At 58.4% G+C, this 18,365-nt stretch carries 24 protein-coding genes; 18 read left to right on the plus strand and 6 right to left on the minus strand.

The window, feature by feature from the left end:
* Positions 1 to 1,201 precede the first annotated feature (1,201 nt).
* The 3 genes from ACN9M1_RS24590 (at position 1,202) to ACN9M1_RS24600 (ending at position 2,893) form a co-directional block, all read left to right on the plus strand.
* Positions 1,202 to 1,768 (plus strand): HAD domain-containing protein, encoded by a 567-nt coding sequence (locus tag ACN9M1_RS24590; RefSeq protein WP_426399475.1) that lies wholly within the window; start codon positions 1,202 to 1,204, stop codon positions 1,766 to 1,768.
* A gap of 25 nt (positions 1,769 to 1,793) precedes the next feature.
* Positions 1,794 to 2,081, plus strand: a complete 288-nt coding sequence (locus ACN9M1_RS24595) for a hypothetical protein (RefSeq protein WP_426399476.1) — start codon at positions 1,794 to 1,796, stop codon at positions 2,079 to 2,081.
* A gap of 404 nt (positions 2,082 to 2,485) precedes the next feature.
* Positions 2,486 to 2,893, plus strand: a complete 408-nt coding sequence (locus ACN9M1_RS24600; protein ID WP_426399477.1) for an excisionase family DNA-binding protein — start codon at positions 2,486 to 2,488, stop codon at positions 2,891 to 2,893.
* A gap of 714 nt (positions 2,894 to 3,607) precedes the next feature.
* On the opposite strand, the gene ACN9M1_RS24605 is transcribed toward ACN9M1_RS24600, so the two are convergent.
* Positions 3,608 to 4,012 (minus strand): hypothetical protein, encoded by a 405-nt coding sequence (locus ACN9M1_RS24605; RefSeq protein WP_426399478.1) that lies wholly within the window; start codon positions 4,010 to 4,012, stop codon positions 3,608 to 3,610.
* 784 nt (positions 4,013 to 4,796) lie between these two features.
* Here ACN9M1_RS24605 and ACN9M1_RS24610 point away from each other — a divergent pair.
* The 12 genes from ACN9M1_RS24610 to ACN9M1_RS24665 all read left to right on the plus strand — a co-directional run bounded on the left by ACN9M1_RS24610 (position 4,797) and on the right by ACN9M1_RS24665 (position 11,822).
* Entirely contained in the window at positions 4,797 to 5,369 is a 573-nt protein-coding gene (locus ACN9M1_RS24610; RefSeq protein ID WP_426399479.1) for a hypothetical protein, read from the plus strand.
* 65 nt (positions 5,370 to 5,434) lie between these two features.
* Positions 5,435 to 5,851, plus strand: coding sequence for a hypothetical protein (locus tag ACN9M1_RS24615; protein ID WP_426399480.1), 417 nt, complete (start codon positions 5,435 to 5,437; stop codon positions 5,849 to 5,851).
* A gap of 51 nt (positions 5,852 to 5,902) precedes the next feature.
* A complete protein-coding gene (locus tag ACN9M1_RS24620; protein ID WP_426399481.1) occupies positions 5,903 to 6,484 on the plus strand; it encodes a hypothetical protein in 582 nt (193 codons plus the stop codon).
* Between the two features lie 241 nt (positions 6,485 to 6,725).
* Positions 6,726 to 7,409, plus strand: a complete 684-nt coding sequence (locus ACN9M1_RS24625; RefSeq protein ID WP_426399482.1) for an energy transducer TonB — start codon at positions 6,726 to 6,728, stop codon at positions 7,407 to 7,409.
* A 48-nt stretch (positions 7,410 to 7,457) separates the two neighbouring features.
* Positions 7,458 to 7,940 (plus strand): hypothetical protein, encoded by a 483-nt coding sequence (locus ACN9M1_RS24630; RefSeq protein ID WP_426399483.1) that lies wholly within the window; start codon positions 7,458 to 7,460, stop codon positions 7,938 to 7,940.
* Between the two features lie 107 nt (positions 7,941 to 8,047).
* On the plus strand, positions 8,048 to 8,587 hold the full coding sequence (locus tag ACN9M1_RS24635; protein WP_426399484.1) for a hypothetical protein: 540 nt from the start codon (positions 8,048 to 8,050) through the stop codon (positions 8,585 to 8,587).
* 471 nt (positions 8,588 to 9,058) lie between these two features.
* Positions 9,059 to 9,316 carry a hypothetical protein gene (locus tag ACN9M1_RS24640; protein WP_426399485.1) on the plus strand — a complete coding sequence of 86 codons (258 nt, stop codon included), beginning with the start codon at positions 9,059 to 9,061 and terminating at the stop codon, positions 9,314 to 9,316.
* Complete coding sequence (locus ACN9M1_RS24645) at positions 9,282 to 9,746, plus strand: hypothetical protein (RefSeq protein ID WP_426399486.1); 465 nt, start codon at positions 9,282 to 9,284, stop codon at positions 9,744 to 9,746. Before ACN9M1_RS24640 ends, ACN9M1_RS24645 begins: the two co-directional genes overlap by 35 nt.
* Positions 9,747 to 10,058: 312 nt before the next feature.
* Complete coding sequence (locus ACN9M1_RS24650; RefSeq protein WP_426399487.1) at positions 10,059 to 10,505, plus strand: hypothetical protein; 447 nt, start codon at positions 10,059 to 10,061, stop codon at positions 10,503 to 10,505.
* Positions 10,506 to 10,581: 76 nt separating this feature from the next.
* Positions 10,582 to 11,136 carry an SMI1/KNR4 family protein gene (locus ACN9M1_RS24655; RefSeq protein WP_426399488.1) on the plus strand — a complete coding sequence of 185 codons (555 nt, stop codon included), beginning with the start codon at positions 10,582 to 10,584 and terminating at the stop codon, positions 11,134 to 11,136.
* Between the two features lie 68 nt (positions 11,137 to 11,204).
* Positions 11,205 to 11,495 (plus strand): toxin-antitoxin system YwqK family antitoxin, encoded by a 291-nt coding sequence (locus ACN9M1_RS24660; protein ID WP_426399489.1) that lies wholly within the window; start codon positions 11,205 to 11,207, stop codon positions 11,493 to 11,495.
* Positions 11,496 to 11,615: 120 nt separating this feature from the next.
* The gene (locus tag ACN9M1_RS24665; RefSeq protein WP_426399490.1) at positions 11,616 to 11,822 is read left to right on the plus strand and encodes a hypothetical protein; all 207 of its coding nucleotides are present in this window, start codon (positions 11,616 to 11,618) and stop codon (positions 11,820 to 11,822) included.
* An 8-nt stretch (positions 11,823 to 11,830) separates the two neighbouring features.
* Here the strand turns inward: ACN9M1_RS24665 and ACN9M1_RS24670 are convergent, their stop codons facing one another.
* The 5 genes from ACN9M1_RS24670 to ACN9M1_RS24690 all read right to left on the minus strand — a co-directional run bounded on the left by ACN9M1_RS24670 (position 11,831) and on the right by ACN9M1_RS24690 (position 15,094).
* Positions 11,831 to 12,034 (minus strand): hypothetical protein, encoded by a 204-nt coding sequence (locus tag ACN9M1_RS24670; protein ID WP_426400728.1) that lies wholly within the window; start codon positions 12,032 to 12,034, stop codon positions 11,831 to 11,833.
* Between the two features lie 17 nt (positions 12,035 to 12,051).
* Positions 12,052 to 13,626: an IS66 family transposase gene (tnpC, locus tag ACN9M1_RS24675; RefSeq protein WP_426398811.1), complete on the minus strand. Its 1,575-nt coding sequence runs from the start codon at positions 13,624 to 13,626 to the stop codon at positions 12,052 to 12,054.
* Between the two features lie 31 nt (positions 13,627 to 13,657).
* Positions 13,658 to 14,008 carry an IS66 family insertion sequence element accessory protein TnpB gene (gene tnpB, locus ACN9M1_RS24680; RefSeq protein ID WP_426396465.1) on the minus strand — a complete coding sequence of 117 codons (351 nt, stop codon included), beginning with the start codon at positions 14,006 to 14,008 and terminating at the stop codon, positions 13,658 to 13,660.
* Complete coding sequence (gene tnpA / locus ACN9M1_RS24685) at positions 13,984 to 14,451, minus strand: IS66-like element accessory protein TnpA (RefSeq protein WP_426396463.1); 468 nt, start codon at positions 14,449 to 14,451, stop codon at positions 13,984 to 13,986. Before tnpA ends, tnpB begins: the two co-directional genes overlap by 25 nt.
* Positions 14,452 to 14,713: 262 nt before the next feature.
* Entirely contained in the window at positions 14,714 to 15,094 is a 381-nt protein-coding gene (locus ACN9M1_RS24690; protein ID WP_426399491.1) for a PHA-granule associated protein 4, read from the minus strand.
* A 382-nt stretch (positions 15,095 to 15,476) separates the two neighbouring features.
* On the opposite strand from ACN9M1_RS24690, the gene ACN9M1_RS24695 reads away from it, so the two are divergent.
* From ACN9M1_RS24695 to ACN9M1_RS24705, 3 genes are all read left to right on the plus strand, one after another.
* On the plus strand, positions 15,477 to 15,707 hold the full coding sequence (locus ACN9M1_RS24695) for a hypothetical protein (protein WP_426399492.1): 231 nt from the start codon (positions 15,477 to 15,479) through the stop codon (positions 15,705 to 15,707).
* Positions 15,708 to 16,945: 1,238 nt separating this feature from the next.
* Positions 16,946 to 17,605, plus strand: coding sequence for a vWA domain-containing protein (locus ACN9M1_RS24700; RefSeq protein WP_426399493.1), 660 nt, complete (start codon positions 16,946 to 16,948; stop codon positions 17,603 to 17,605).
* Entirely contained in the window at positions 17,602 to 18,363 is a 762-nt protein-coding gene (locus ACN9M1_RS24705) for a PP2C family serine/threonine-protein phosphatase (protein ID WP_426399494.1), read from the plus strand. Before ACN9M1_RS24700 ends, ACN9M1_RS24705 begins: the two co-directional genes overlap by 4 nt.
* The last annotated feature ends 2 nt before the right edge of the window (positions 18,364 to 18,365 follow it).

The following is an 18,365-nucleotide window of genomic DNA, read 5'->3' on the forward strand; positions in this document are numbered from 1 at the left end:
GCACCGCCGTGAACGGGTTCGTTGAGCCCGGCTTGCGGGATGCGGGCCGCCCCGCAACGGCAGGCGTGGTCGGAGTTTACCCGGCAGCAAAAACCAACAGGACGAGGGAGTGAATGAAACGTTTGATGCTGGCAGCTCTAGTTGCCACCCTTGGCGCGGGCTGCGCTACTGCACCGAACGGCACCAAGAGGCCTGCCACGACCGTGGCTTCTCAGCCCAAACGGCCGGCGTACCTCCCGCTGCCTACGGCGGTCGGCGTCAACAGGAACCAGTGCTTTGTTGGCGAGGTCAGGGGCTACCAGGGCATGCTCGTTTACGGCGGAGCGAACAACCAGGGGCAGTTCTATTCGTGCGCGCCAGGCGCGACGCTGCAAATTCCGGCCGCTGACCCCGATTTCGTCTCGTCGCTAGTGCCGTACCTGTGTGACGCAACTCGACCGGTCACGCAGACGCCCGTATGGGAGGGAACGCTTCTCCGAGTAACGTGTGTCTATCGTGACAGTGGCATTCCCCAGTCCATCCAGGGCTCGCGTATACAAGTGGTTAGATGAGCAATGAGGTGGAGCGATGCCGATTCTGAATCGTGGGGTACTCGCGTCTTGTCTGCTTTGCCTCGCTTCACATGCGTTTGGCGCGGCGGCGGTCGCCGCCGCCGAGACGGCGACCGGATATGTCTATTTCTTCGTGGGCAGTCAGCCTAGCATCGCGAGGGCTCGGGAACAGGCCCTACGCAACTGCCGTAGTGATGGCAGCAAGCGCGGAAAGTGCGAGATTAAAGGGGCTGCGACTGGCCCACAATATTGGGCCGCCTTTAACGCGAGCAACGGCTCGTACGGAATTGGCTGGAACGAGGACCGTCAGGTCGCGATTGACCAAGCGTACTCGGAGTGTCGCACTGTAGGTGAGTGCCGAAGCGAGGCAGCACACGTTTGGTTCGACGAAGGTCAGTTTCAAAACACACCAATACCTGTCGCCGCCAACGGTTGCCGGCCACCTACCGGCAAGGTGCTACGGTCCACCACGCGCTGTGATAATGGCGACTGCGTTAGGCGGTTCGAGAATGGCTGCACTGTCCGGTTTCAAGCCGCGTACTGCTATGACCCAATGGAGCAACGATTCATGTGGAAGCCAGATGGCTGCTGATAACGGTCCACGAGATTCAACTAGGTTGTTCTCGAGCGATGGCTGAACTCAGCGAGCCATGAACTTCGATGCCTTTCTTGGTCCGCCGCCTTCGCGGATAGAGCGCCCGTGGACGTCAACACGCTGCGTCGTGTTTATCGACTATGACGGTGTGCTTCATCGAGGCGATGCGTATCGAACTCGGAGTGGCATTGTCAGCAGTGCCTCACACATTCGGCTGTTCGAGTTTGCCGATGTCCTGAATGAACTGCTGGTGCCGTACCCGGGTGTGGAGTTGGTCCTCTCAACGTCATGGGTGAAGGTACTGGGGTTCAACGAGGCCAGAGACGCTATGCCACTCGCTGAATTGCGTAGACGGGTACATGGGGCAACGTATCACTCACGCTTTGATGATGCGTATCGTTGGAACGGCATCGCACGAGGGACTCAAATATTGAGGTACGTCAGTCGCCACCGACTCGTGCGCTGGCTAGCGATAGATGACCGCAGCGATGGATTCGGTGACTATGCTGGCCACCTTGTTCATTGCGACCTCAATCACGGGCTCGGCGACTTTGTCGTCCAAGAACAATTGAAGGCAGCGTTGCACATGCAGTTTGGAATGGATGCGACGCCCACTGACTAGTTCGCGTTGGAGGCAAGAGACGCCGATGGAATGCCTGTTCACGCTCCGGTTCAAGCTGTCCGCGCCCGACGCTGGCCATGACGCTATTGTCGAGCGTCTAGGCGCAGCGGGTTGCACCGACGCGCTGGTTGGCTTCGGTGTTGCTGGATATGTGTCCCTCGAATTCTGTCGCGAAGCGCCATCAGCCACCGAAGCCATTCGTGCGGCGACGGCCGATGTGAGCGCCGCCATTCCCGGCGCCAGTCTCGTCGCGGCTGAGTTGCAGTCGACAACAGGAGCACGTATCGGCATCACAAAGGGGGCCGGCGTATGAAATCAGAGCAAGTTCTCATCGATGCGATTGAACGAGCCTTGTTGAAGCGATTGGATGCGCTGAATCGACGTCAACTTGTCGCCGCGCTATCAATGCCCGCAACAGCCCTCGGGCACGAGTACAAGAAGGGGCTGCGAGCAGAACTGCGCAAACAACGTCGAGCCGCGAAACGGCGGCAGCCTAGAGGCGACACGTGCGTCTGACGGCAGAACAAATACGTGAACGGGAAGATGAGTACATCCGACGCAAGCAGGCGGAGGGGCTCGCGTGGGACACGCTTGAGTTCAGCTACTTGCGACGAGAATTGCGGGCAGACGTTTGGAACGCTGACGGGAACCTGTTGCCCGAGGTGGACGATTGACTTGATGTCTACACAAGGCTGTTATTCACGAAGGAAGTAAGAAATGGCCGTCGAAACCAAATCCATGCACATTACCCCTGTCGGTGGCAACGTGTTCGCTGACTTGGGGTTCGAGCCTGAAGAGGCGGCAGCTCTGAAGGCCGAATCGCAGCGAATCATCTCTGAATCCACCGAAGTCGGTGCTGGATGCGCCGACGTGCTGCTGGCAATAGCAGAGGTGGCCGACAGGCTGGGCGTGAGTCGGCCGTATGCATCAATGCTCGCCGACGTCGGCAAACTGGGGCAGGTCACCGTGGCAGAGGACGGTCATCGACGTGTTCGTGCATCTGCGGTAGACGAATACTTGGCGGCACGCGAGAAGCAGACGGAGGGTGCGCCTTCTCCACGTGAGGCTGGCGTGGATGCGGGGTTGTATGACTATCCCGAGCGGCACCCTCGCAGACGATGGTGAGCATTCGCGCAGGTGAATCAATGTCTCGCCGCAAAAGACAAAGCCGCCACTTGGCGGCTTTTGAGGTCTGTGTCGGAACGGCGCCCGCAGTATCCCTTAGAGGCCAGAGCCTCGGGACCCCCGCGCTTGGAAACCAAGCACCCCGTTCAGGTAGGTATTGCTCGTGGCCCTACCTCTGCTGCTGCGGGTCTCGCCTTTGTTGCCACTACAGCGGACCAATCGTCGATTTCAGCGACGTCCTAGTGTAGCGACGTGCTCCTGGCGAGACTAGCGTTTTCAGCAGTTGGGCACCTCGTAGTGGCTTCCGTGAGATGTGGCAGCGACATGCCGATTGTCTCGTTGGATAGCGACGTACGACACGATAGAATTATCACCACAAAGGCTACGTACAAGCGGGTGCAAAAAACGTAGCGCCGCCTGGGCCATCCAGGTCCCACCTGGAGTGGGAGTTCTGCGCAAGCGTAGATAGAGAAACCCGCCTACGACGGCTGCCTCTTGGCAGCCGTTGGTTTTTGCGGCGTGAGGTGTTCGGCGGCGCGGTCGGCAAGGTCAGCTTGCGTACAGTTCTCCTTCATCCCCTCGAACATGAGCAGCCAGGTGGGAAGCGATTCTGAGAGCTAACGCCATGACCGGATAAGGGCGTTCGTGTAGCGAGCGGCATTTCGCCTGGAAAGCCTGGGCGTATAGATGAAACAATCGCGCTCGCACTATCCATCAGTCCAGTGGGGCGAGCGCATCCAATCCCTCCGGAAGGCCCGATGCTCCCTTGAGCTTCGTGATGTTCCATCTTGTGGGGTCGGTCCACTCGTAGTCCATTCGGTAGGAAAACTGGGCGTTGGCACGAAAGAGGCAGACGCGGAATTTCTTCCCGTTGTTCTCCAACGCGTCGCGCAACTGCGGCCCGATACGCATAATGCCGGCAACGAGCTCGCGGTGTTCTGTTGCGGGGACAAGTTCGATGCCGCTCGCTGTGGTGTAGGAGGCTCGCACGCCGTATTGAGAATCGCTCGGCGCGTCAAAGCGGACATAGGCATCGGTCCAACCTGGAAAGGTCGCTTGCATATAGCCTATGACATGCTTGGCCAGTGCAATCACCAGTTCTGTTGCTTCGTCGTCCATTGACTTGCCTCGGTGTGGATACCAACCGGAGCGTAGATACGCTGCTGTCAATCGTCAATGTCAGCCCTATGCACAAGGAGTCTACCGGGCCATATCAAGTTGTTTCCGCTGATAGAGAGCCAGTAGCAACAGTTGACCGGACGCGTCATGGCAGGCCCAAATCAGAGCTCGCAGGTTCCGGCATCCACCGCTTTTGTCGTAGAGGGAGAGACCCTACTACGGTGGGGAAGCGGGGCACATCGCTGTGTCATGCCTCTGCGATATGCTGTTTCGATTCGCGAAACCGTATCGGAGACATTTCGCCCGTGATACAGAAAGAGCTACGTCGTAGAAATGTCGCCGTTCTCGCCTATGCCATAACCCTTGCTGCGACGGGCCTCATTCGCACCAAAGTCACCAACTATGCATGGGGAGACACGGCCAGCCAGGTGTTGGGGGTGATTGCGTTTGGCGAGTTGTTGCTCGCCTGTTGGTTCTATCTTCGTGCAAAGCGGCGCGGTGCGGAGTGGCTGCTTCTCATCCCGCTTAATGTTTGGGCGCTGTTGATTTACTGGCTTCTCAAAGACCATTCCGCCGAGCCCGAAGATATCAAGTGTGCAGGGTGTGGGGCTGCCAATCATCCGAATTCGAGCACATGCCGACTGTGTGCCGACCCCTTGAGGCCTGTCACCTAGTGAGCGCGGACGCCCATGGGAGGCGGGCTGCCTCATAGCGGTTGCGGCGGGGCTCCAACGGCAGCATCCCTGGCGTGCCGATTCTCTCGCTGTAGTCCTGGTGAAATCAATTGATAGTCCTACTGAATATGAATAAGAAAAGTAAGCTGTTGGCCTCTGTCGCGTTTGTGCTGTGTGTCGCGTCTTTGTCGGCTGAGGCTGCGAGCGAGCCTCGAAAGAACTACCCTGGCGACCCTCTCCCTGATAATCAGATAGCCTTGATTGTCCCCGGCTGGGGAGACGGCAGCATTGAGCATGGGCTTGGGGAGATAAAAGGATTCCGGGCGAACGTTGCAGGCATCGATGGGGTGGACTGCCCTGAAAGCCAGGGGCGGGGAGGCGGTGACCCCAATTGTGGCCTGTTTGCGCAGATGGCGCCCGGCGAGCACACATTAAAGGTGCGAGTTGTAAGTGAGGTAAAAAACGCTATTCTTGCGCTGTCTTGGCGCGAGCAGTACGTTGACGGTGTCCGCGCAGTTTTAGAGAAGGACACAATTTACCGACTTGTTCCTGTCCGCCAAGAGAACGGGGCCTTCTCTGTGACAGTTGAAGAGGTCTGCCGGGGAAAAGCTCATAATGAGCTTAAGGTCTATTGGGCTCTCCATAATAAAGAAATGCCGCAAGGGTTCGTGTGCCCGAAATGACAGCCGGGCCTCGTCTTTTGCGTTGCAGGGCTCGACTACCTCTGAGACCTGCCCTTGCCGTCATCTTGCTTTTGATTTGTGGTGTCTCCGCCGCGACGGTGTGCTTCCCTCAGAAGCAACCACTTGAATCCGCGCGAAATCGATTCAAGCACGTCTTCATTGCTCGTATCGTTGGTTTGTCGTGGGACGACCCATGGAAAGGTCAGGACATCGATATGGAGTATCCGGCGGGCACGATACTGGCAAAGTATGAGGTGCTGGAGAACGTCAAAGGGCCGATGCCTGAGTTTGCGGAGCTCAGGTTTCCCGTCTACCCGAACCCATCGATGGGCTTCCCGAGCGTGGCGCAAGATTACGTCATCTTCACTGACGACGGAGAAGTCTCGCCGCCGGGTTGCAACAGTCCAACCATCTCGCTGTGGTACAACGCGCATAAGCGCATGGCGGAGCGATTACGTTCAGAACATCCTGACCAGTTCTGAGCATGCTCTACTGCGGCTATATAAGAAAACGAGTATTTTGGGGGTTGTCAGATGCTGGTCTATGTTCCGGGGAAAGCGGCGCGCCTTCCTTTCCAGTCGCCTTCAAGTAGTTGCTGCAACTGCGGCACCCGCTCACAGTTGCAGCTTGTCGACGTACAGTTGAAGCATACCCGGTACTTTTTGCTCGCAGGCACTGAGACAACGTTCGTATTGCCCTTGCCGTTCTGCAATCGTTGCAAGCGCACAGCCAATCGGTTTCGGCAGGGAGCCTTCTCCAAAGGATTGGTGGCCTTCGGCATGTTTTGGGTCATGCTCGGCCTCCTTCTGCTGATTCCGCCGGAGCATGTTCCCTCCGCCCTAAAAGAGCATTTGGTCGCTACGGCCGCGACTCTGGCCATCCTCTCGGTTGCGCTAGTCTTCATTCTCCGCAGGTCGGCCCTACCTCAGACGAGCATTTACCAACCGGTTTTCCTGCGTAGGCTGAAGCGAACGTTCGGCGGCAAGATTCAGGGTCTTACGTTGAGCTTTACCAACGCTGACTATGCGTTCCAGTTCCGCCGACTTAACCTGGAAGCCTGCAACAGCGGTGTGCTCATTGTTGACGGCGACGCCAACAAGCTGGGGACACGCTGACATGCCGTTCGAATGGCTGTGCTGAACGTTGCGCTACATTTTTCCAATGGCACAGGCACGTCGAGCGAACCTTGCCGACGTCAGTGCCGTAATCGGTGACTCTAGGCGACATGGCGAGGGCGTAGGTCAACGATGCGCGGTTGGCCTATTTCGCCTAGCGTGCCGGGACCTTAGAGGTTTGTAGCCAGAATGGTTGCAGACCGAACCAATCAAACAAGTACCGGGTTCGAGAGGAGGTGGCATGTTGGGTCGCGTGCGGCAACTTATTTTCACCATCGCACTCGTCTTGGTTGCGGGATGTACGACACCGCCGCCGCGTCAGGTGGATGCAAGAACTGCCGCCATTGTATGTACTGACCCTCAGTTGTCCTACCCCGTTGAAGCCCAGCGAGCACATGCCCAAGGCCGGGTCGTCGTCTCCGCCGTCGTGGATGTCAGCGGCAAAGTTTCCGAAACAAGAGTCAGTGAATCGTCTGGTAATGCGCTGCTTGATGCGGCTGCCTTACGCGCAGCGCAGTCGAAGACGTGTACCCCGTTTGTAGACCCTGAGACGGGTAAGGCGACGCCCGTCTCGTTCTCGAAACCCTACGTCTTCAGTTTGTTGAACGATGCTCCTAACCGGAGCAATGCGCTGTCTCTGGGCTTGCCATCGGGAACGCTTTCTTACGCTGAACGAATCCGCAGGGTGGTGAAGTCGAACCTCTTGGTCTCTGATGACAACCTTCCGGATGACATCAGTGCAGTGGTGAAGGTATTGCTGGGTCCAGACGGCGCGGTACTACGCGCCACGCTCGAAAAGTCCAGCGGTGTGAAGACCTATGATGACGCTGTGCTCAAAGCGATAGAGCGGTCTTCTCCGCTACCCCTCGAGAAGCCGGGGCAAGTTGGTACCAAGACTATTGTTCTCACGTTCAGGCCAAAGTAGCTGGTTTCGGGTAGATGAAAGCATTGTGCGATTGGCATCGAAGGGCCGATGATTCGCCTCATCGGCCACCACGTACTTACACCAACCAGCTTTGACATCGTAAACATGAAACGTAACGTCGTAGCGACAGCTTTCGCCACCACGGTTCTTGCCCTTCCGACCATAGGTCATGCACAACATCTATGCTGGATTGAGCGGGTGGTTCAGACGCAGGATGGAATGGCGCTTCACTTTGCATCGCATGCAAACTTGCGCGTTTCAGTTACCCATCACCAAAGCCCTGGGCAACGTGCTTCCTTCCTTGTTGGCGACGGTGTCGCGAGGCGCCAGAACCCTAGTGGCAGCGCGGGGGACGAGGCGGAGGTCGTGCTTCAAATTGGCGACGAAGCATATGCTTCCCAATTGCCAGAAGACTCATGCGTATTGCGCGCAGTCAAGCAGGGTGACCAGGTCGGTATTGTCGCCGAAGCACACATGAACATGCCCGGCCTACCTCCGACCACGGCAAGGCAGTTTGTGGTTGCAGAGTGATGAGGGTTTCACCGCCTGAGGCGTGACACTCAAATTGGTCATCGACCATCTCCGGGCCAGAATTGGCCATCCCCATCCATCGCGCATTTGCAAGTTTGAGTTTCCCTATGAGACGAGTCTTCGCGGCATTCTTGCTGTTCGCATCAGGCGTGGCGTTTGCCACGCCGCAGGTGGCAGAGGTCATCATCGTCAACGACGAGTCGACCGCGCTGTTGGCAGAACCACTCGCGCCATTGCTCAAACATCAGAAGATTGCAGACAATCTTCGCGCTGCACTTGGTGGGTGGTGCACAACCGCCAATTGGCGAGGTTACGTCGGAACGTGGGAGATACGTGACGGCGCACTGTACTTGGTCAAGCTAGCCTCACCATGCCATGAACCGAACGACACGCCCCTAGATGCTGTGATTCCCGATGCATCTTCGCCGCAGAGGGCATACTGGTTTTCAGGCACGCTCACGATTCCTTTGGTCAAGAAGAGCAGTAGTTGGCATCTTGGTGAGGAGCTCTTCGTCCTGCGGTACGAACGGGTTACCGTTGTGAACGGAGTGGTGACTGACAGGAAGACCATCGAGCGGCCTCGGCATAGCGAGTCAACCGCAGCCAGTTCTTCCGCATCGGTCAGCGCCGAAGTGGTTGGGCCGTGAGCCAGAGCGGCTCTGGTGCTCTTCCGGCGAGCGCAATACCTTGACAGTTCTTGTCCTGAGGAGGGTGACGCGATGAAGCCGGTTTCGCAGCTTGCCTGGTGGCTTGTCGGATTGATATGCGTTGCGGTGCATGCGGAAAGCGGACAAAATGCTTGGGTTCGTCCCCCAGTTCTAACTTACGCGAGATGGCCTTGTTGGCGGGGCCGGGCCAACAGGTAGATGAATGGTTGCTCTGGTCGGATGCAGGCGCCTTGCGCCCGCCGCTCAGTGGCAGAAATCGCCATGAGCGGACCGGTACCTTTCCTTCAAATCCATGACCAGCGCCGACACGCCAATTGCCGACATGGAACACCTAACCATCTATTTCAAACACGACATCCGCGACATCCTTCCTTACAGCGAGTTCATCGCGAAGGTGCGGCCCACTATCGAAACAAATGGTGTTGGCGCATACCCGACGCACCCAAAGCGATGTCGCTGCGCGTGGTGGGTGCGATGCGGGAAAGCGTCGAAGACGCGTTCGACTTCCCAAACCTCTTCCAGTATGTCCAGTACTCGTTCCGCTCCGAGGTGTGTTTTCGCGAGACGTTAGGTGCTTTGAGGATGCCGCGCCTCGCAACCGTGCTGCCGCAAATGGAGAGGTGTCAGCAGGTTCACGGTCCAGAGAAGAGCAACGCGCTGTTCCAATGCGTCCGTGCTGTTGTCCGCAGCGCTCAACTACAACTCTGAACGCCGGCTCACGAGCTGTAGATACCGGTACGAGCAGGGACACGAAGTGACGGGGGAGGCAATGGAGATTGCGGGTCTTTGGGAGCTGTTGGAGGCATTGGATGCCACGCTTGATGATGCCGCCAAACGCGAGGTGCGGGAGACCGCAGAATCGGACCTGCGGCAAATGCATTTTGGGCTCAACGGCCTGATTCGCTCCATCGCCTACTATCGAAACTCATCCGAGGCGGGGCGAGCCTTCTTTGGCAGGCTGGGAATGCCAGATGACGGAAGCGCCGTATTGGGGGCGGCCTACTGGTGGCATGTACGGGGCATCCCTCTGACAAGGGAGATATTCATGGCGGCGCTTCAGCGGCACGGATGGTGGTTCTCTTCTGAAGAATCAGAGGCACTTGCCGAAGAGCTGTTGGCCGATTATTTGAAGCGCTAGTTCCTGTTCGCTCCTGTAGGGCGGAAGTCGCGGACCTTTCCGCAACCGGGAAGCCACAGGCCGCTGGTCCGGCTCAAAGTCGCGGACCACCCCCTCTCGCAGGATTCCCGACAGGAACAGACATTCGGTGTCGTCGGTATGGCGGGTAGCGAACGAAGGAAGGACATTGCGCTATCCATGCCGGCTATTGCTATCCTCCGATGTGTCGTCCTTTCACATTCACATATGGTTGCTGCGTTTTCCATAAGTTGCTTGCCGCTCAACAGTCCGCGTTGGGCGGAGCTTGACCACGCGTACGGCAAAGCGCATGACATGCCGGCGCTTCTGGAGAAGTTGGAGGCGCTCCCATCTTCTGTCGACGACGCCGAGCCCTGGTATTCCCTGTGGAGTGCTCTGGCGCATCAGGGCGATGTCTACTCTGCGTCGTTCGCGGCGGTCCCACATGTCGTACGAGCACTGGCCACGGCGCCATGCAAAGCCGATTTCTCCTACTTCCATTTCCCCGCTGTGGTGGAAGCTTGGCGCCAACAGAAAAACATACAAGTGCCAGAGGACCTGCGCGTTGACTACTTCGCTGCGCTGGCCACTCTGCCTCACCTCGTTGCACGGGCTGCCGACAGAGACTGGGACGGCGGATTCTTGGCGTGTGCACTGGCCGCCATTGCGGCTGCCAAGGGCTACGGTGCAGTAGCTGAAGCAGCGTTAGAACTTACCTCCGACGTTGCGTCCGAGTTTCTCGATTGGTTCTACTCTCGGTAACGCGGTAGGCCGCTTCGACCGCATGCAACTCGACATCACCGCCGCCATCGAGGCGTTCAAAGCGTGGGACTCGTAGATGAAAGACCAATGGAATCAAATTGAAGAATCGCTGTTGAGCCTAGACTGCCTGGAGCGCGTACGCTTGCGGCCAGGTGCTTCGCCGAGCCAGATTGCGGAACTTGAGCAGCATCTTGGCGTGCGTCTTCCCGAACGGCTAAAGGCATTTCTCAGCATCCACGATGGCCAAGACGGAAGCGTCGGGCTCGTTGGCGGTGAGACGCTGCTGTCTGTCGAGAACATCCGCAAGGAATGGGATGCGTGGCGTTCAATTGATGAGGAGGCGATGAACGCAGATTGCGCGGATTTCATGGCGTCCCAACCTGAGGGGTTCATCAAGCCGATGTACACGAATCGCTTGTGGATACCCCTGACGAAGGATTGGGGCGGCAACCATCTTGGACTCGACTATGACCCGGACAAGAAAGGCTCCGTTGGCCAGGTCATCAGATTCGGTCGGGACGAGGATACGAAACGCCTCGTAGCCAGGAGCTTTGAAGATTTCGTCTCGCTGCTGGTGTCGGCGATGGAGGCGGCTCGGTGGAACGGTGAGTATCTGGAATCGACCATTTGAGCTTTCTCCGACTGCACAGCGAGGAGACGCACCGCGTCGGCGTGCGTGTATGAACGCGAGTAGGAAAAATGGCCGACCTTGAGATTGCAGAAATCTTCTATGAGAGCGGCGCGCTTAGGTATCGATACGCCAGGTACCTTGCCGCAGACGGTAGTCGTTGGGTCAGGCACGGTCTATTTGTCTCGTACCAAGAGGACGGCACTGTTGCTTCCGAAGGCACGTACGAGCATGGTGTTGAGCACGGCCTTTGGAAGGACTTTCATCCGAATGGGCAACTTGCCGCACGAGGCAACTATGACCACGGAGCCGAAGTCGGTGATTGGCAGTACTGGGGCACGGAAGGCCAGTCGGAGACATGACGGGACCCGCTATGACTTTTGCCGGAGAACGCCATGATGACCTTTCCGCCATCCGCGTCGCGGCGTGAGACTATCATTGAAATTCCGAACCACTAAACCCGTGGCGTACGCCACCATACCGTGACCGAACCGGAACTTCGTGACGAGCACTACGCGTATGTGTGTGACATCGCTGACAGGCTGGGCCTGCCGCCCGACATAGTGACACCGGTTTTTCGCGAGACATTGCAGACGTTGTCCGCTGGTGCAACAGTGGAAACGTTTGTCGTGCTTCTTGCCGCCAAGAAGACCCTGGTGAAGCTCAAGAAGATGTCGGACCAGCGCTGAGCCTTTGTTTACGCCGCCTTTGCGTCGGAGACAATGAACTCTCCAGCCGCCTTGCGCTGGATGGCCGCCATAATTTCCAGTTCACGCTCGTTGCTCTGCTCACTGGCAGAGATACCGGTGGCATGTTTCGCACTAGCACCCGGGGGGTAGAAGACAAACGAGGCACCTACCGAGGCGCCTGGCTCGGAGCTCAGGCGTTTGTTCGTAAGCAGTCTTTAAACGACGCCTCTCAGCGTGTCGCAGCCATGGCCCACGGCAAGAGCGCGGCGTAGTCATCGACGGTTGTCGCCAGCGGGAGTTTCCTGAACAGCCAGACGAGATACTGGTACGGATCGAGGCTGTTGGCCTTACAGGTTTCGACCAGCGAGTAGAGATTGGCGCTTGCGTTGGCGCCGGCCACGGTGGTCGCAAACAGCCAGCCCTTTCTTCCGAGCACGAACGGACGGATCGCGTTCTCGCAGGGATTGTTGGAGATCGGCCATGTACCGTCCTCGACGTAGCGGGCGAGCTTGTGCCACTGGCCGTGGAGATACTGCATGGCTTTGCCCAGCAAGCTGCCAGGCACTACGGCCGGCATCTGCTCGCGCAGCAACGCTGCGATGGCCTGCAGGACGTGGGCGCTGTAGCGCTGGCGCAGCCGTTGTCTGCGCGCCGCCGGCCAGTCTGCCGAACGCGATTCCGCAGCGAACAACCTACCGATGAGCTTGACGAAGCGCGTAGCCGTCAACTGCGGCGTGCGCGCGGCTTTCGGCACCGCCTCCTCGGCCTTGATGAAGCCACGGCGCGCGTGAGCCCAGCAGCCCAAGTGGACGAGCTGGTTGTCGACGGCCAGGCCGTTGTAGAGTTCATAGCCGTCGGTGATCAATGCCGTGCCCGGCCGGATTCCGGCGTAGATCGCGCGGGCGTGCGCAGCGCCGCGCCCCGGCGCGTAACTGAACAGCCGCACGGGTGGTCCCGATCCGTTCATCTGCGCCCAGATATAGCTCTTGGCTTGCGCTCGGCGCCCTGGCTCCTTAAGGACCTGGAATGTCGTCTCGTCGCCATGGATCAGATCCGACTCGAACAGCGTATCGCGCAGCAGGTTGATCACGGGCTGCACCGCCAAGCCCACGCGGACCATGCTGGCGGCGATCGTGTTGGCCGAGATGTCGCCGCCGAAGCGGCGCAGCAAGCCGGCCTGACGGTACAGCGGCATGCCGAACTGGTACTTGCCCGTAGCGATCCACGCCAGCGCTGACTCGGTGAACAGCCCACGAGGGATGATGCGTGCCGGCGCCGGCGTGACCTTGATTCCCAGGTCGCAACACGGGCAGGCGTACTTGACGCGCTGGTGCTGGATGACGCGGACCTGTTCTGGAATCACGTCCAGTTGCTCGCTGGTTTCGACGCCGATCTCGACCAGCGCATGACCATCGTTGACGCAGAAACGCTCGGCCTCGGGCAGATCGTGACGCACCACTTCGCGAGGCAGATTGGGATCAAGCGGCTTGCGCCCGCGCTTCTTGCGCGTGTGCGCGGCGACCTTCGTGCCGGGGACATCCTCCTGTGCGGGTTGCGCGCTGGCCGTCAGTGCTTCGGCTTCGTTGAACAGACCGAGCTGGCCTGCATCGCGGGCCTCGCTGGTCGCGCCGAACAGTTCGCGGCGATAGGCACGCAACCGTTCCTCGGCCAGATCGCGTTCGGCCTTTGCCAAGCGCAGCTCGCCACGCAGCACATCGTGATCCCGCTGGAGCTGGCCAAGCGCCTCGCGCGCAGCCAGCAGTTCCTGGAGTTCCTCGGCGGCGATCGTGACGTTGATGGGCATGTCGGCTTGGACCGACATACCCAGGTGCGGTTCAGCTTGCGCGTGCGTAGAAACGCTGCGGATGCTTCTTGACCACGGCGATATCGATGCCGTCGAGCAACCAGTGCAGTTGCTCGACGCTCAGTTTGACGATGTCGGACGTGTCGGGCCAGATGAACCGGTCGGCCTCCAATCGTTTGAGCAACATCCAGAAGCCGTTGCCGCCCCAGCCGAGAATCTTGATGCGGTCGCGCCGGCGATTGCCGAACACGTACAAGGCTTGGGCCATCGGATTGAGCGCCATCGCCTGCTCGACCAGGATCGACAGGCCGTTGATGCCAAGCCGGAAGTCGACGGGCTCGCGATGCAGGAAGACCTTCAGGCCGTCGTCGAACCGGAACACGGCAGCCTCCCCAGCATCTGGACGATCGTGGCCAGTTCATCGAGATTGGCTTCGCCTAATTCGAACTCGACTCCATTGGGCAAACGCACGTGCAAGGCGATTGCCATGCCGACGCTGGGCGGTCGGCCTGCCAGCGATGCCGGCTCGGCGACAACGGGAACAAATGCATCTCGTGAGGGCGGCAACTCAATGGTGTCGGCGCCGCCTTCCTGCTCGTCGACAACCGCCGTAGTGCAGCGATGCTTGCGCTGGTGTGCTGCTATCCATGTCCTCACGAGATTCGGATTGACGCCATACTTCATTGCCGTGCGGGCGATAGAAGCTCCTGGCTTTAAGCAGGCTTGTATCAGTTCCTCTTTAGCCACCTCGTCATACTGCCGCCGGCCATCTCGCTTGCGGCCGATGACGAGGCGATCCTGCAAACTCTCTTCCCTTTCGTCCATGTGTGCACCTGTCCACGTTCATCAACATGGACACGTAGCATCTGTGAACCCTCAGCGCGACGCCAGGGCGTCAATAATTGACGCCTTACGTTTGTTCAGGACTTTTAGGTACCGCTTCTTCGAGACCTTTTTCGCAACCATGACGCCCTCCTACCTGATTGTCCTAGCGGGCAGCATACCAGCTTTGATTGTTTGGTCGGCCGTCACAGGGAGCGCTGCTCCGTTCGGATTGCGAGCGGCTGCATCGACAGGATGTGGGCCGCTACTCAACCCAAGCAGCATCGGTCTCTCGTAGTAGGTGGCCGCCGAGAATGTAATCTCCAATTCTTGCCGCTATTGCATCGAGCCGCTCCAGCTCGCCCGTGGGCAATCTATTCAGGTCAAATTTGCAGTAAAGGTTGCGCTGTCGAAACGTTGTTTTTGGTCGCGCTAGACCTGCAATCAATGCGGCGAGCGACTGAACTGCGATGCTCTCGTGGCCCCGAAACTCCACGCGAACGCCGGCTTTTTGACCGAGCCGGCCCAGCTCGACAGCGTCTTGCCAGCCTGTCTCGTAGTCCAGCTCGATAGCCTCAATGCCATGCGCCTTCAGCAATCGCAGTGCTTCTTCCCGCGTGCCGGCGCGTACTGTTGCCGCTACCATCCTGCCCCCATTCCAATCTGCTAGCGCCGTTCGACTTTGTGCTGCGCTTGCACAATTGTAGTTGCACGTCGCTCCGAAGGGCGCGTCTTCTGGCGTTCGCCAAACGTCGCGGATGCCGGCGGTAACGCATCAGAAATGCCAACATCGGTGCAGCTGCCAAGGCAACAGCACATCGCAAACGTGTGTCGCAGGATGAGGTCAAATTCAACGCGGAATGGCCTTGAATGGTGCATTGCACATACCTATGCTTCCTCGGCTTGAAAGCACGAACCGATACTGACCCGTACGCTCTCTCGCCGTGGTTGTGAGGTCAGTACGCAAGGCATCCCACCACGTGTAATCCCCCTCGTGATATCGAAAACCCGACACGCCGGAGAGAACTGTGCTGAGTCCTCATGAATTTGCTGTGCTGCTATTGGTCAACGACAGCGTCGAACCGCAGGAGTTGGACAGTGCTGACGTGGAGGCGCTGATTGAACACAAGCTGGTGACGCTCGAGCGTCAAGGGTTGGACCACGTCTATGCCCAAGTAACTGCTCAAGGGCGCGCGCTTCTCCAGGCGTTCGGGCATGCCCGTGCAGGCGGACGACCAACGGCGGCCTGCACTCATTGAGCTTGTCTCCGAATCAAGCGCGTCATCATGCTCGCCAGTGTTCCAACTGGCGTGAGTCGCTGTGTCCGCATATATCGCGCTGGCGTACATCCTCGTCCAGTGTGAGGAGGCGTGGATTCGGCGTGGGATGCCAGAAAAGGCAATGAACTTTGGAGAGCGAAGACATCTGCCCTCACTCCACATAGAATTATAAAATCCTAATATCTGATTTTGGAATTTCTGAATTGGATGGCCGGGGTTGGTGATTATCTACTACTTTTGAGGGGCAGGCAGAATCCGGGTTTCTTCATAGACTATCGTGGGGAGTTGTGTAAATGTCTGCGCGATAGTCTTCTGCAAGAAAAACAATATGTACCGGGGTCTCTGCCGAATAGTCAGCATTCTTGTCGTCGGGTTCGCAACCATGTCTGGTGCATGGGCTTCGGACATCGTTTGCGAAACCTCCTCTCGCTCGCTGCCCGCTCGCTGTGATTCACCTACAGCAACTGGGCCTGAATGTGAAACGCAAAATGACGCCCGTCCGCCTGTGGTCCGCTTAATCTGCGACTATGCGATGCTCTCCATGGGCTACGAGCGCATATATGCTGACCAACAGAGCCTCTTGCAGGCGGGGAGCATTTCTGAGTCGGACGTGGCCGTATGGCGGGAAAAGCGTGACAGTTGTGACTCTGTATCCTGTCTCGATATCCTGTTTGCGGAGTGGCAACAATCCTCCGCGCGATTGAAGTCAAGGCCCATCGTTCATCAGTCCACTGATAGTGGCGCGGCGTCCCCTTCCAGCGAGCTCGCTGGACGACAAGGCTTCCCCAGAGCCAGCAGCGTATCGAACTCTGGGCCACCCGGTGCACCAGAGCAGAACGCACGTGGGTCCATCTACGCCACTCCAGGCAGCTCTGAGGCCGAGAAACGCATAGAGGCGCGGCCTCCCCCCCAGGCGGATATCCCGCCAGCCACCACGCCTGACGCTACGCCGAAAAAGCCATCGAGCCCCTTGGGAGCACTGATTTTGTTTGGTGCCCTGTGCTTTGGTGTCGCCCGCCTCCTAACACCGAAGCGCGACCGGCGCTACAAGACCGGCTACAAAGAGAACCGTACAGTGCCAACGGCAGTGCCAATCCTGTACGGGCTATCCGTTGTCCTCGTACTGGTTGGCTTCCTCGCAAGCTAGTCGATTACGAGACCTTCATTACCTTCTAGGCACTGCAAGCTCAGCGCCCAACATTGGATAGGACAAGCTCATGTCAGAACAGATTTCGTTTGGTACCGATAGTTTTGTAGATAACCCTGAGCCGCGCTGCCCGTGCATGCTGCTACTCGACGTTTCAGGTTCCATGGCGGGCTCCGCCATCGCTGAACTCAACGCGGGCCTCACCACCTTCAAGGACGAGTTGGCGGCTGACTCGCTGGCGATGAAGCGTGTGGAAGTCGGCATCATCACTTTCGGCCCCGTCCGGACGGAGGCCCATTTCCAAACTGCGGCCTCGTTTTACCCTCCAACCCTTACGTCGCAAGGCGACACGCCGATGGGTGAGGCTATCCGCCAGGGCATCGCTATGGTGAATGACCGGAAAGCTGAGTACCGGCGCAACGGGATTGCCTACTATCGCCCCTGGATTTGGCTGATTACCGATGGTGAGCCGACCGATGAGTGGCAATCCGCAGCCGCCATGGTCCGCGAGGGGGAGGCTTCCAAGAATTTTGCGTTCTTCGCTGTCGGCGTGAAAGGCGCGAATATGGATGTCCTCCGCCAAATCAGTGTGCGAGAGCCGTTGTCGCTGCAAGGTCTGAAGTTCCGTGAGCTGTTCACCTGGCTATCCAGCTCCATGCGCTCGGTTTCTCAATCGACGCCGGGCACAGAAGTCAAACTTGACTCTCCTTCCGGCTGGGCTTCCGTGTGAACTGGGTTACGGTTTCCGCTTCCATTGCCGGCACTTCGCACGTTGCCACTGGACTGCCTTGCCAAGATAGCTGTTACGCAAACGTCGAGTGTGACGCTCGGGGAGCGCCCGTGCTTGTGGTCCTTGTGGCCGACGGTGCCGGCAGTGCTGAGCACGGTGGCTTGGGCGCCGAGCGGGCAATTGAGTATGGTGTGTCGGCAATCTGCCAACAGCTACAGCAGCCGGAATACTGTCTCCACGACGAGTTCGCCGCGAACTGCGTAATAGCCGTACGTGAGCGTCTCTATGCAGCGGCCGAGGCAGAAGGCAAAGCGGCCCGAGACTACGCCTGCACGTTTCTCGGGCTCGTGTCCAGCGCAAGCCGTACGCTGCTGATGCAAATCGGCGATGGCGGTATCGTCGTTGATACAGGTGTCGGGTTGCAATTGCCCATCCAGCCAATGACTGGTGAGTACGCGAACCAGACATACTTTGTGACAGACATGGACGCGCTGGACCACCTAGAGGTCAAGGCTGTGGATGCCGGCGTCAAGTATGCGGCCGCGTTCAGTGATGGCATCCAACGGTTAGCGCTGCATCTCCAAGACGGCGAACCGCATGCTCCTTTTTTTGCCCCTTTCTTTGCCACCCTGGACAAGATTCCTGAGGAAAAGGTGGCTGACCTAGAAGCACCTCTCCGCGCTTTTCTGGATAGTGAACCGGTGAACGAGCGGACGGATGATGACAAAACGTTGGTTCTCGTTGCCAGCAGGCAGTAGTG

It is taken from the genome of Ralstonia sp. R-29 (assembly GCF_049913345.1).
Taxonomy (GTDB): domain Bacteria; phylum Pseudomonadota; class Gammaproteobacteria; order Burkholderiales; family Burkholderiaceae; genus Ralstonia.

Coding starts and splice junctions, on each gene's coding strand:
- ACN9M1_RS24590 (WP_426399475.1), top strand. CDS start 1,202: ATGAACTTCGATGCCTTTCTTGGTCCGCCGCCTTCGCGGATAGAGCGC.
- ACN9M1_RS24595 (WP_426399476.1), top strand. CDS start 1,794: ATGGAATGCCTGTTCACGCTCCGGTTCAAGCTGTCCGCGCCCGACGCT.
- ACN9M1_RS24600 (WP_426399477.1), top strand. CDS start 2,486: ATGGCCGTCGAAACCAAATCCATGCACATTACCCCTGTCGGTGGCAAC.
- ACN9M1_RS24605 (WP_426399478.1), bottom strand. CDS start 4,012: ATGGACGACGAAGCAACAGAACTGGTGATTGCACTGGCCAAGCATGTC.
- ACN9M1_RS24620 (WP_426399481.1), top strand. CDS start 5,903: ATGCTGGTCTATGTTCCGGGGAAAGCGGCGCGCCTTCCTTTCCAGTCG.
- ACN9M1_RS24625 (WP_426399482.1), top strand. CDS start 6,726: ATGTTGGGTCGCGTGCGGCAACTTATTTTCACCATCGCACTCGTCTTG.
- ACN9M1_RS24630 (WP_426399483.1), top strand. CDS start 7,458: ATGATTCGCCTCATCGGCCACCACGTACTTACACCAACCAGCTTTGAC.
- ACN9M1_RS24635 (WP_426399484.1), top strand. CDS start 8,048: ATGAGACGAGTCTTCGCGGCATTCTTGCTGTTCGCATCAGGCGTGGCG.
- ACN9M1_RS24640 (WP_426399485.1), top strand. CDS start 9,059: ATGTCGCTGCGCGTGGTGGGTGCGATGCGGGAAAGCGTCGAAGACGCG.
- ACN9M1_RS24650 (WP_426399487.1), top strand. CDS start 10,059: ATGCCGGCGCTTCTGGAGAAGTTGGAGGCGCTCCCATCTTCTGTCGAC.
- ACN9M1_RS24655 (WP_426399488.1), top strand. CDS start 10,582: ATGAAAGACCAATGGAATCAAATTGAAGAATCGCTGTTGAGCCTAGAC.
- ACN9M1_RS24660 (WP_426399489.1), top strand. CDS start 11,205: ATGGCCGACCTTGAGATTGCAGAAATCTTCTATGAGAGCGGCGCGCTT.
- tnpC (WP_426398811.1), bottom strand. CDS start 13,626: ATGCCCATCAACGTCACGATCGCCGCCGAGGAACTCCAGGAACTGCTG.
- tnpA (WP_426396463.1), bottom strand. CDS start 14,451: ATGGACGAAAGGGAAGAGAGTTTGCAGGATCGCCTCGTCATCGGCCGC.
- ACN9M1_RS24690 (WP_426399491.1), bottom strand. CDS start 15,094: ATGGTAGCGGCAACAGTACGCGCCGGCACGCGGGAAGAAGCACTGCGA.
- ACN9M1_RS24700 (WP_426399493.1), top strand. CDS start 16,946: ATGTCAGAACAGATTTCGTTTGGTACCGATAGTTTTGTAGATAACCCT.